At 37.4% G+C, this 11,089-nt stretch carries 14 protein-coding genes; 3 read left to right on the top strand and 11 right to left on the bottom strand.

What is annotated here, in order from left to right; translation table 11 throughout:
• Positions 1-15: 15 nt before the first annotated feature.
• The 9 genes from GN157_RS09330 to GN157_RS09370 form a co-directional block, all read right to left on the bottom strand.
• Positions 16-600 (bottom strand): hypothetical protein, encoded by a 585-nt coding sequence (locus tag GN157_RS09330; RefSeq protein ID WP_157483145.1) that lies wholly within the window; start codon positions 598-600, stop codon positions 16-18.
• Between the two features lie 3 nt (positions 601-603).
• Entirely contained in the window at positions 604-1,227 is a 624-nt protein-coding gene (locus tag GN157_RS09335; RefSeq protein WP_157483146.1) for a hypothetical protein, read from the bottom strand.
• A gap of 2 nt (positions 1,228-1,229) precedes the next feature.
• On the bottom strand, positions 1,230-2,060 hold the full coding sequence (locus GN157_RS09340; RefSeq protein WP_157483147.1) for an endonuclease/exonuclease/phosphatase family protein: 831 nt from the start codon (positions 2,058-2,060) through the stop codon (positions 1,230-1,232).
• A 2-nt stretch (positions 2,061-2,062) separates the two neighbouring features.
• A complete protein-coding gene (locus GN157_RS09345; RefSeq protein WP_317163534.1) occupies positions 2,063-2,737 on the bottom strand; it encodes an ATP-binding cassette domain-containing protein in 675 nt (224 codons plus the stop codon).
• Positions 2,734-3,006 (bottom strand): hypothetical protein, encoded by a 273-nt coding sequence (locus GN157_RS09350; RefSeq protein WP_157483148.1) that lies wholly within the window; start codon positions 3,004-3,006, stop codon positions 2,734-2,736. The genes GN157_RS09345 and GN157_RS09350 overlap by 4 nt, the downstream gene beginning before the upstream one ends.
• Positions 3,007-3,009: 3 nt before the next feature.
• On the bottom strand, positions 3,010-3,327 hold the full coding sequence (locus GN157_RS09355) for a hypothetical protein (RefSeq protein WP_157483149.1): 318 nt from the start codon (positions 3,325-3,327) through the stop codon (positions 3,010-3,012).
• An 82-nt stretch (positions 3,328-3,409) separates the two neighbouring features.
• Positions 3,410-3,838 carry a GNAT family N-acetyltransferase gene (locus GN157_RS09360; protein WP_197429425.1) on the bottom strand — a complete coding sequence of 143 codons (429 nt, stop codon included), beginning with the start codon at positions 3,836-3,838 and terminating at the stop codon, positions 3,410-3,412.
• Between the two features lie 46 nt (positions 3,839-3,884).
• The gene (locus GN157_RS09365; protein WP_157483160.1) at positions 3,885-5,177 is read right to left on the bottom strand and encodes a DEAD/DEAH box helicase; all 1,293 of its coding nucleotides are present in this window, start codon (positions 5,175-5,177) and stop codon (positions 3,885-3,887) included.
• A 69-nt stretch (positions 5,178-5,246) separates the two neighbouring features.
• Complete coding sequence (locus GN157_RS09370) at positions 5,247-6,281, bottom strand: formimidoylglutamase (protein WP_157483151.1); 1,035 nt, start codon at positions 6,279-6,281, stop codon at positions 5,247-5,249.
• A 106-nt stretch (positions 6,282-6,387) separates the two neighbouring features.
• Between GN157_RS09370 and GN157_RS09375 the strand changes: the two genes are divergently transcribed.
• Positions 6,388-7,254 (top strand): hypothetical protein, encoded by an 867-nt coding sequence (locus GN157_RS09375; RefSeq protein ID WP_157483152.1) that lies wholly within the window; start codon positions 6,388-6,390, stop codon positions 7,252-7,254.
• A 64-nt stretch (positions 7,255-7,318) separates the two neighbouring features.
• On the opposite strand, the gene hutI is transcribed toward GN157_RS09375, so the two are convergent.
• Positions 7,319-8,554 (bottom strand): imidazolonepropionase, encoded by a 1,236-nt coding sequence (gene hutI / locus GN157_RS09380; RefSeq protein ID WP_157483153.1) that lies wholly within the window; start codon positions 8,552-8,554, stop codon positions 7,319-7,321.
• A gap of 67 nt (positions 8,555-8,621) precedes the next feature.
• Between hutI and corA the strand changes: the two genes are divergently transcribed.
• The gene (gene corA, locus GN157_RS09385; RefSeq protein ID WP_157483154.1) at positions 8,622-9,707 is read left to right on the top strand and encodes a magnesium/cobalt transporter CorA; all 1,086 of its coding nucleotides are present in this window, start codon (positions 8,622-8,624) and stop codon (positions 9,705-9,707) included.
• 1 nt (position 9,708) lies between these two features.
• A complete protein-coding gene (locus tag GN157_RS09390; protein ID WP_157483155.1) occupies positions 9,709-10,413 on the top strand; it encodes a DUF1003 domain-containing protein in 705 nt (234 codons plus the stop codon).
• 2 nt (positions 10,414-10,415) lie between these two features.
• On the opposite strand, the gene GN157_RS09395 is transcribed toward GN157_RS09390, so the two are convergent.
• Positions 10,416-10,910: a GNAT family N-acetyltransferase gene (locus GN157_RS09395; protein WP_157483156.1), complete on the bottom strand. Its 495-nt coding sequence runs from the start codon at positions 10,908-10,910 to the stop codon at positions 10,416-10,418.
• Between the last annotated feature and the right edge of the window lie 179 nt (positions 10,911-11,089).

Here is an 11,089-nt window from a genome sequence, read left to right on the forward strand (position 1 = left end):
CCTGTAAGTTTTTAATTATCGGTTCAAAACTACTTTTGTAGTATCCCAAATTACTTTTGCCGGGTAATATGGCTCTCCGCTTTTGTAATATGCTAAAACAACTTTTTCTTCCTCGGTTAACGGTCTTATCATATACACTACTTTTTCATATTCCAGTTTTGAAAGAGCTTTTGTTAAAGTAGCAGAGTTAAATGTGTCTCTGGCTGTTCCTATTACAAGTGTTATGAACTGACCTTTCGGGATATCAGCATCATTGATGTTTTGATCAATAAACCCTTCTATCGTATTATCATTTAACTCAATAAAGTCTTTAGGATTTAAATGTATAAGTTTCTGTTTGGGTATGGTATTATCATAAATACAGTCTGTATTATAGTTTTGGGAATAACTGTAATAAAATAGTTTTCCCTGTTCATCTACAATTAGGTTTTTATCACCGTAATAACCAAACAGAGGTGATTCTGTCCGGTTACCCAGTGTATCTTTAGACCAGTGGTTCATATCGGGTGCTATGGTGTATACCTTTTCTTTTACTTCGGTATTAGCCTGCTCCATACAACTACCTAGAATAACAAACAATATGAATATTACTTTTTTCATAGCTTAGGGTTGTATAGGCCAGTATTTTTCAAAGTAAATTTTAGTGGTATCCCATTCAATCAAATGTGGGTCGTATACAATACCTGTATAATTTTCTTTTTTATACTTAAGTACAATACTTTCCTCCTGAGTTAGGGGGCGAACAATCCACAAGGGCTTGTTTCTGCTTGTTGTAATTTTGTTAAGTATACTTGTAAGTATAGGGGAGTTAAAGGTGCCACCGGGAGTTGCTATGGCTAATGTATTTAACTTCTTTGTAACAGGATTCATGTCATTATTAACTATATTCAGCTCAATAAAATGATTCATTATTTTACTGTCAACCTTTACTAAGTCATCAGGGAAAAGATTTATAAATGGTGTTTTACCCGGTTGGAAATCTACGCCTAAACAATCATTGCTAAACGTAGGAGCTTTGGCATAAAAATAAACGGTATTAGTGCTGTCTATAATAAAGTTGCACCTGCCATATAAATCATTAAAGCGGGGTATGGAGGTATCATATTTTCCAATGGAATCGGCCATCCATTGATTTTCGGTTATGGTATAGGTATCATTATTCACAGGAGCATTACTTTCCTTGCAGGATATAATTAGTAAAGCTCCTATGAACAATAGTTTTTTCATCTTTATTTTACTTTTAGTTCCACATATACCGGTAAGTGGTCTGACGGATACCTACAATCCTTAGAGTCACTTAAAACAGCATATTTTACAACTTTTACTCTTTTTTGAGGTACAAATATGTAATCTATTCTTGTGGTTACCGGTTTATGAAATTCAAAGGCATTAAATGTACCATCAGGTCCGAAAACCATTTTGGCTACTTTTTTAGAATCATTAAGTAATGAAGACATCAGTTTAATACTTTCGGTATCTTCTTCCAGATTAAAGTCGCCCGTAACCGCAAACGGAAGATTGTCTTTATTTACTTCCTTAATCTTATCTGTTATCATTTTAACGCTGTTTGTACGTGCAACATTGCCTACATGGTCAAAATGAGTGTTGAATATCCATATTCTTTGTTTGGTTTTATTGTTTTCAAACAATCCGTAAGTACAAACTCGGTTATAAGCAGCATCCCATCCTTTAGAAGGTACATCGGGTGTTTCAGATAACCAGAAAGTATGATTTTCCAGCATTGTGTATTTTGACTTGTTATAGAATATAGCTGAGAATTCACCTTTGTTTTTACCGTCGTCACGACCTACGCCTATGTGGTCGTATTTTACCAGTGCACTGTCCAAGTACTGCATTTGGTGTGGTAGTGCTTCCTGTACCCCCATAAAATCGGGTTCAAAAAATAGTACCTGACCCGCAAGCATGTCTTTACGGTTATCCCATCGGTTTTCTCCGTCGCTTGCTACATCAAGACGGATGTTGTAGCTCATTACTTTTACATCCTGAGCTTTTGCCACTATGGCAAACATGGCTAATGCCAAAACATAAATATTTCTCATTGTTATTGATTTACGGCTCTTAAGTAGCCGTGCGTTATTAATTCTTCAGGTTTATCTATAGGTATTATTTTTCCTTCTTTTACTAAGAGGTTCTTATCGCTTATATCCAGTATATCATGGTAATAATGATCTGTAACTATTATACCTTTTTCCTGTTTCAGTTCGGTATGCAGTTCCTGTATTTTTTCTTTGTACAGGGGTTCTACCATAGAGAAAGGCTCATCGAGCATTAGGAAAGGGTGGGGAAGGTGGCTTACTATTAAAAGTTCAAGGTAACGTAACTGTCCCATAGAAAGGCTTCCTACTTTTTTATCCCTTAAATGATGAATCTCCGGTCTGTAAAACAGTTTGTCCTGCAGGCTGCCTTTAGGTAATACTATCGGGATAATATTTTTTACCGTTTTGTTTTTAGGCAAAAAGGGATCCTGTGGCAAATAGGCTATTTTTTGTTGGGTAATTATGTCTTTTGGTTTGCAGTATTTTCCGTTTATGCTAATAGAAATACTATCGGCTTTTTCACTACCGAAAATGACTTTAAGTAATGTAGATTTTCCGCTGCCATTCCTCCCGAAAACACCAACAATCTCTCCGGTATCACAACGCATATAAGTATTGTCCAGCACCGTTTTGTTTCCAAAACGTTTAATTATCCCCGATACAGAAAGACTTTGTTTCACGATAGTAATATTAGTAAAATAAAAAGAGGCAGGGATATAACGGCATTAATAACTAATGTCATTATCCCAAGTTTAAGCTTGGTAAACCCAAGGTTATAGTATAAATAAAGTTCGTTTTTATAAAAATAGTAGTACCCCAAAAAGCCAAAAGCCATCCCGAAAGTACACAATATTACAGGTAGCATGATTATGTTGTTGAAAGTCATGCCGAGGCTCACAATAAGGTTAATCAGGTTTACCCTAAGAAAAAAAATCCAGTATGCTCTCATGAATTAGTCGCGTTTGTTACGACTTACAAGAAGTTTATCTATAATGCTTTTTGACATTGGGTCGGTGTCCTGTTCATCACCGGTTACCAGTATACCTTTTATTCCGCTTTTAGATTCAATACCATATACGGTAGCTTCATCTCCGGGATTGCTATCGCCTTCGTAGTAGTAAATATGAGAGATTTCAAACTCTTCTACCTCAAACTTATCGGTATTACAAACTAAGCAGTTTTCGTGTAGGTTAAAGTCTTCGGTAAATCCTTTTTCTCTTAATTGCTCAATGGCTTTAAGTACCGTGGCATAGTGATATACAGGTTTCATACAAGTAAAAATTATAGTTGGTTATCAAAATTAAGCTTAATCCCCCGATTACAGGTTACAAAAAGGTAAAAAACAATTGTTATTACAGCCTTTTTGTAAACTTAAAATGGGTATCGGCAAAACCGTTATTAATATAAAAACGGTGTGCTTCTGTTCTGCGTTTGTTTGAGGTTACTTCCAGTAGGTTGTATCCTTTTTCTTTAAGTAGGCTCTCCATTGTTTCCAGCAAAAACCGTCCCACTTTATTGTTTCGGTATTCCGGAGTTACATATAATTCCTGTATTTCAAAAACCATGCTAAGATGATGCAGTAGTAACTGACCATGGCAACTGCAAAAGCCAATAACGTTTTGTACGGCATCTGTAACCACTATATAGATGTAATTTTTGTTTTCGAGGTTTTCAAAATAGTACTGTTCAAAAACTCCGTAATCAAAAACGGTATTTTCGAGTTCGTTTATAAAACCGTAAATAGCTTTTACATCCTGTTTTGTGGCAAACCGTGCAGTCATATCACTAATAATAAGTGATTTAAATATAAACAAAAAAAACGCTGGTTTAATACCAGCGTCTTTTCTTTTTCTTTGAAGCTTCCGATTTTCTTGATTTCGAATTACTGCTTCCCGGTTTTGATTTACCACTACGGGCATTGTTCTTTTTATTTCTGAGGTCAGGTTTCTGTCCTTCTTCTTTTTTGTTTTCTCCTTCCTGATTACTATAAGGATAAGGATGCTCGTCGATAACTTTAATTTTTAGTCTTATAAGTTTTTCGATATCCTTTAGGTAAGGAAGTTCATCACGACCACAAAACGATATTGCCAGTCCTGAATTACCCGCACGTCCTGTACGTCCTATACGGTGTACATACGTTTCGGGGATATTAGGCAGGTCAAAGTTTATTACAAACGGCAGACTTTCTATATCAATACCCCTTGCAGCAATATCTGTAGCTACAAGAACCGATATTTCCTTGTTCTTAAAGCCTTCAAGCATACGCTGGCGGGCACTTTGTGACTTATCACCATGTATGGCTCCGGCTTCAATACCATTCTTTTTAAGAGCCTTAACCACATTATCCGCACCGTGCTTGGTACGTGTAAATACCAATACATTTTTAAGGTTTTCGTTGCGTATAAGGTGGTACAGCAGTTTACGTTTATCGGCTTTATCTACTAAGTAAAGCTGTTGTTTAACCAATTCGGCAGTACTTGATATTGGTGCTACCGAAACATACTTAGGATCGGTTAGGAAAGTATCGGCAAGTTCACGTATGGGTAACGGCATAGTAGCCGAGAACAATAGTGTTTGTCTGTTATCAGGTGTTAGCTTTATAATCTTTTTTACATCATTAATAAAGCCCATATCCAGCATTAGGTCGGCTTCATCAAGTACTAAAAAGTGTAGGTGGTCTAAATTTATGAACCCCTGTTTGTGAAGATCCAAAAGTCTTCCCGGAGTTGCAATAAGTACATCGACCCCTTTTTTAAGCTGGTCTACCTGCGGAGCCTGGTTAACCCCACCAAAAACGGTTAACTGACGTATATTGGTATATTTACCATAGTTATCAAAGCTTTCGCCCACCTGTAACGCCAGTTCGCGTGTAGGTGTGATTACTAAAGCCCTGATGCTTTTTCTTTTCTTGGCCGAACCTACTATAGGGTGCAGCATATTAATCATAGGTATAGCAAAGGCGGCAGTTTTACCTGTACCTGTTTGTGCCGTACCCACAAGATCTTTTTCATCTAAAATGGCAGGTATTGCCTGTTGCTGTATTGGAGTAGGGCTTTCATAACCCTCATCACTAATAGCTTGGAGTATAGTTCGGTGTAAATTTAAGTCGCTGAATTTCATCATATAAAAAAGCATACCCAATTAAAGTTTACCGGGTGCGCTGCAAAGGTACGTTAAATAAAATTAGTGTTACTCTCCGTTTTTAGCTTTAATAAAATCGGTTACCAGATAAGCGATAAGCTTACCGGTTAAATGGCTGTTCTTTTCGTTATCCAGTTCCGGTGCTCCCTCACAAAGGTGCAGGTAAGCAGCATTTTTATTTTTCCCGAAGTAATGTATAAACTGCCTAACCTTTTCTACGCTAAATCCGCTGGGTGTCATGGCACTACTGGCAACATTAGGCAGGGAATCAAGATCGATTTCAATACCGAATTTCTCATCTTCTATGTAACCAAGGGCATGAGCCATTTCATCACTAAAGCTTTTTTCTTTCCTTACGGCAATTTGCTCATATGTATTATAACGTACACGTTCGCTTAGTTTTTTAATACTTTCCATTACACCTTTTGAGGCATAATTTTCATGTAGCCCGAAAATGTAATACTTTTTAAGGAAGCCTTCTTCCATAGCATAAGAGAACCCGTTACCACTGTGACGACCTTCCAGCTGACGGAAATCAGTATGGGCATCAAAGTTAATAGCGTTTACAGGCTTACCGTTAGCCAGTGCTGCACCTTTTATATTACCGTAGGCGTTGTTGTGACCTCCCCCAATAATAATAGGTGTTTTACCTGCTGTAATAATTCGGTTCACAACGTGAGAAACTTCCTTATCAATTTTCTCTACCAGGTGAGAGAGTTTTTTACGGTCTTCCTTTTCGTTAATGTTTAAACCTTCTGCCTCTTTCATAGCATCTGTAACATCAATATGCCCAAGGATAAGTACTTTATTCCCTTTGCTGAATTTGTTATGCTGAAGGTTAACAATGGCTTTTATAGCACTTTCCCATGCCGATGAGGCACCTGCACGCCCAAAGTTAGCGCGTACACCTAAGTCTTCGGGCACGCCCAAAATAACATAATTAGCTTCGCATGATTTAAGAAATTCAAAGGGTTTTTCGTCCTTTGGAATGGTAAGCATACGCTCACCAAATTTAATCTCTCCGCTACGGTGGGAGGTATATTTAGATAAGTCTGTGGCTGTAAACCTGATGATGTTTTCCATACAATAATAATACGATTCAAAAATACGATTTTCCTATAAAATTTCGTTAAAATGAACCCATAGAATTAAAATATGTATAAATTTGGCAAAAACAATTTAATAAATAATGGAACAACAAAAAAGTAACTCTAGTTTAAAAGCGATTATAGTAATACTATCCATATTACTAGTTGGTAGCCTTGCGTACATGTACAAAATGAGCACCGACAACGAGGCAACAGAAAAGCAGTATATCTCTGAAAAAGACCAGCTTCTTAGCGATCTTGAGAGTGCTAAAGCAAGTTATGATGCTGCTATTGCTGATAACTCCGGTTTAAAAAGCGAACTTGAAGCTGAGCGTGCAAAAATTGAAGAACTTATTGCACAGGTTAAAAAGGCAGAAGGTGATGTTGCTTCTTTACAAAAATACAAAAACAGCTACTTTAAGCTGAAAAACGAGATGGATAACCTTCTTGCAGAAAACGAAGAACTTAAAAAACAAAACGAACTACTTACTGTAGAGCGTGACAGTACTGCTGTTGCACTTAACGAAACAAGACAGTACAATGATACGCTTGTTGCACAAAACATGAAAATTACTGAGAAAGCTTCTAAACTTTCAATCGTTAATTTAACTGCCGAAGCATTTAAAGAAAAAAGTTCAGGTAAACTTGTTGCTACAGATAAAGCAAGACGTGTAGACAAACTTAAAATATCATTCACTATTGCAGCTAACGAAGTAGCTCAAACAGGTAATAGAATGTTTTATGTACAGGTTATAGACAGTAAAAATAATGTTCTTGGTGAGAAACAAACCGAAACTTTTGGTGAGTATACTCTAACTTACAGCTTTGTTACCAACGCTATTTATGAGAACAAAACTGTTACTGTAACAGAAATTCTTTCGGGGTCTGACTTTGAAAAAGGTCTTTACCACGTAAACCTTTTTGATAAAGATAAGCTTGTTGCAAACGATACTTTTACTTTAAGATAATAAGTAACAGCTATAAAATAAAAAGAGGAGTCATATTATGGCTCCTCTTTTTATTTTGGTATAGTTATATAACTTTTCCTTCTGCAATTACCGTGTCTATAAGGTCACTACCAAAAGCATAAGGTAACTGATAATAGGAGGTAAGCGGTTGTGTTATAATAAGGTTGGCTCTTTTACCTTTAGTGATACTACCATGCGTTTTGGATAAATCCATTGCATAGGCACCGTTTATGGTTGCTGCATTTATGGCCTCTTCCGGTGTCATTTTCATTTTGATACAGGCAGTCGCTACTACAAGGTTCATGTTTCCTGACGGAGTAGTACCCGGGTTAAAATCGGTAGCAAGAGCAAGCGGTAACCCGGCTTCTATCATTTTACGTGCCGGAGTGTATGGTATACTGATAAAGAAAGAACAAGTAGGCAGTGCTACAGGCATTGTTTTAGTGCCTTTAAGTACTTCAATATCCTCATCGGTTACAATTTCAAGATGGTCTACACTAAGCGCATCATACTTCACACAGGCCTCGATCCCCTTAATAGCGGTAAACTGATTTACGTGAATTTTAGCTTGTAGTCCGTATTTTTTACCGGCTTCCATAATACGTTCGGTTTCCTCAACAGAGAAGTAACCCGTTTCAAGGAAGGCATCAATATAGTCTGCCAGTTTTTCCTCGGCTATTTTAGGAAGCATTTCGTTTATAATTAGGTCTATATAGGCACTGTGATTTTCTTTGTATTCTGCCGGGAAAGCATGTGCTCCTAAAAAGGTAGCCTTAATAGCTATAGGGTATTCTTCCCTTAAACGCTTAATAACCCTTAGCATTTTAAGCTCCCCTTCAACGGTTAGCCCATAACCCGATTTAATCTCTACGGCTCCGGTTCCCTGTTGCATTACTTCTTCCAGTCGGGTGCGTGACTGTAGGTATAAATCCTCTTCAGATGTTTCATTAAGCTTTTTAGCCGAGTTAAGTATACCGCCACCGCGTGAAGCAATCTCCTCATAACTAAGTCCGTTTATGCGGTCTACAAACTCCTGTTCGCGGTTGCCGGCATAAACAATATGGGTATGGCTGTCACACCATGAAGGCAGTACGGTTTTACCGGTAGCATCTATGGTTTGTATACCTGATGCATTAGGGCAGTTTTCCATAGTACCATAATCGGCAATAATGTTGTTTTCAATCAGTAAGTATGCGTTTTGTAAAGAAGGCAGCACGGCCATGTCTTTTCCTGAGACTTTCTCAATTCCGTCTTCCCTTACCTGCAGCAATTCTTTAATATTCGTAATAAGTATCTTCATGAATTAAACTTTTTGTAAAAATAGAATGGATTTTAAAAAACTCCTATATTTATGGAAACAAATCGACATGAAGAGGATTAAATACCGAAAAGTACGCAAAGTTCAACCTAATTATTATGAGTATACAGGAGCCTATAAAAATGATCCTGTTGAAATGCAACTTTTTACTTATGATGAGCAGGGCTGTAAAGAATATCAAAAAGTACACCTGGATGTTATACAAAAGGAATGTACATCTCCCCAAAATCAAAATGCAATTAAATGGCTTAATATACACGGACTGCATGATGTGGAACTTATAAAGCAAATTGGCGAGCTGCTGCATGTAGAAAGTTTTATAATTGGTGATATACTTAATACCTCACGCCGAACGCGTATTGAGGAACTGGGTAACGATATCCTGTTTTTCAGTGTAAAATCGGTGCTGCCGGAAGAAGAGGAGGGTAGTATGGCTACCGAACAGATAAGCTTTTTGCTGAAGGATAATATGATAATTTCCTTTCAGGAGAAAAAAAGCGATTACTTTTCACACATCCGTGAGCGTATAAGAACAGGAGTGGGGATAATCCGTAAAAAGAAGAACGATTACCTGCTATACCTGATGCTTGACGCAATAATGGAAAACTTTTTTGTGACCATTGAAAAGTATGAAGATCGAATTGAAGCCCTCAACATACAGGCAAAAACTTCCCAAAGAGCCGACTTTATAGCCGATGTTGAAAAGGCAAAGGAAGACCTTAACTTCCTGAAACGTTCCATCACACCTATACGTGAGGCTTTATTCAATATTAAAAATGATGAGGACGATCAGGATTATGATGTTATAGAAAGTACCAGTTATACCTTTTTTACCCGCCTGCACCAAAAGAGCCTTGAGCTACTGGACCAAATTGAATATGACATGAACTCACTGGACAGTGCTTCAAACTTTTATTATTCGGCACAGGGACAGCGCATGAATGAGATTATGAAAACACTTACCATTTTCTCGGTAGTATTTATGCCAATGACCTTTGTGGTAGGGGTGTATGGGATGAATTTTGACCATATCCCCGAACTGCATTTTAAAAACGGATATTTTTATGCCCTGGGGCTTATGGTAACACTTGCCCTGATTATGATTATTTATTTTAAACGTAAAAAATGGTTCTAATATGGAGAGGTTTACCAGTGACATATCCAAAAAACAGTTTCCTGATTCCGAAAAGGTATCGGCTAAATTAGTGCGCGAACCGATACTGAACATCATTAAAAAAGACCATCCTGATTTTGATGAGAATTGTAGTCTTTCACTTTCTGAATTAGGTCATTACCGGAAAAAGTACATATCTGACTTTATGAATACCCAAATGGGTGAGCTTACCGATATGGAACAAAAGGTAGTGGAATCGCTTAACGAAAAAACACTTATTAGTAATACTCTGGCTGATGAAGAAGAAAGTACGACTTATACCGTAGGGCAACGCGTAGCCGATAAGGTGGCGACCTTTGGCGGTAGCTGGACCTTTATCATATCATTTTTGGTTTTCCTGTTAGCGTGGATAGCGCTTAATGTTTTCTGGCTTGCCAATAATGGGTTTGATCCATATCCGTTTATACTGCTTAACCTGATTTTGTCCTGTTTAGCTGCATTGCAGGCTCCGGTAATTATGATGAGCCAAAACAGGCAGGAGGAGAAAGACAGGGAGCGAGCAAAAAACGATTATCTTATTAACCTTAAAAGCGAACTTGAAATAAGGTTATTGCATGAAAAGCTGGATCACTTAATACTGCACCAGGAGCAATCACTTATTGAAATACAAAGGGTACAGATTGATATGATGAATGATATTTTAAAACGTATGGAGAAAAGGCATTAGAGTCATAAATGAAGCTCCATAAACACTACATCCAGCCAGCGGTTAAACTTAAAGCCTACTTCCTTTAATAATCCTGCTTCCCTGAAACCAAATTTTTTGTGGAATTCTATACTGCCTTTGTTTTCGGCATCTATACCTGCTATCATGCTATGCATTCCCTGTTTTTTGGCAAGTACAATAAGGTCGGCTAAAAGCATTTTTCCTATGCCTTTACCATGATATTCTTCATTTACATAAACAGAATGTTCTACCGTGTATTTGTAACCGTCTTTAGTACGAAAGGTGCCATAAGTGCCATAACCGGCTACCTTCCCTTTGCTATCAGCAACAATAACGGGCCAGCCTGCTTCCTGTTTCTCGGTAAACCACTGTTGCATGTACTCCATAGATTTTACATTGTAGTCATACAATGCGGTAGAGTGTAGTATGTTGTGGTTTACTATAGTCAGTATACCTTCAAGGTCGTTTGCTGTGGCAGGGCGCAGGGTTATTTCCATATAACAAATATAATTTATTCCTGCTTTTGTTTTATAGGGATTGTTCTTTTATCTTGAAACAAAAGAACCAAAAATTCAAGTCTTGAACTCTTTAGACTAAAAATTATTTCATTCGTCTAAACCATCCGAACTCGGCTATCGCCTCAAACACCGGATGCTTATTAACGCCTCGTTTGTAA

The sequence above is a fragment of the Flavobacterium rakeshii genome, from assembly GCF_009741375.1.
Taxonomy (GTDB): Bacteria; Bacteroidota; Bacteroidia; order Flavobacteriales; family Flavobacteriaceae; genus Flavobacterium; species Flavobacterium rakeshii.

Bases quoted from the DNA above. Each gene is read 5' to 3' on its own strand.
- GN157_RS09395 (WP_157483156.1), bottom strand. From the start codon at position 10,910: ATGGAAATAACCCTGCGCCCTGCCACAGCAAACGACCTTGAAGGTATA.
- GN157_RS09365 (WP_157483160.1), bottom strand. From the start codon at position 5,177: ATGAAATTCAGCGACTTAAATTTACACCGAACTATACTCCAAGCTATT.
- GN157_RS09350 (WP_157483148.1), bottom strand. From the start codon at position 3,006: ATGAGAGCATACTGGATTTTTTTTCTTAGGGTAAACCTGATTAACCTT.
- GN157_RS09390 (WP_157483155.1), top strand. From the start codon at position 9,709: ATGGAGAGGTTTACCAGTGACATATCCAAAAAACAGTTTCCTGATTCC.
- GN157_RS09355 (WP_157483149.1), bottom strand. From the start codon at position 3,327: ATGAAACCTGTATATCACTATGCCACGGTACTTAAAGCCATTGAGCAA.
- corA (WP_157483154.1), top strand. From the start codon at position 8,622: ATGAAGAGGATTAAATACCGAAAAGTACGCAAAGTTCAACCTAATTAT.
- GN157_RS09375 (WP_157483152.1), top strand. From the start codon at position 6,388: ATGGAACAACAAAAAAGTAACTCTAGTTTAAAAGCGATTATAGTAATA.
- GN157_RS09360 (WP_197429425.1), bottom strand. From the start codon at position 3,838: ATGACTGCACGGTTTGCCACAAAACAGGATGTAAAAGCTATTTACGGT.
- GN157_RS09330 (WP_157483145.1), bottom strand. From the start codon at position 600: ATGAAAAAAGTAATATTCATATTGTTTGTTATTCTAGGTAGTTGTATG.
- GN157_RS09370 (WP_157483151.1), bottom strand. From the start codon at position 6,281: ATGGAAAACATCATCAGGTTTACAGCCACAGACTTATCTAAATATACC.
- GN157_RS09335 (WP_157483146.1), bottom strand. From the start codon at position 1,227: ATGAAAAAACTATTGTTCATAGGAGCTTTACTAATTATATCCTGCAAG.
- hutI (WP_157483153.1), bottom strand. From the start codon at position 8,554: ATGAAGATACTTATTACGAATATTAAAGAATTGCTGCAGGTAAGGGAA.
- GN157_RS09340 (WP_157483147.1), bottom strand. From the start codon at position 2,060: ATGAGAAATATTTATGTTTTGGCATTAGCCATGTTTGCCATAGTGGCA.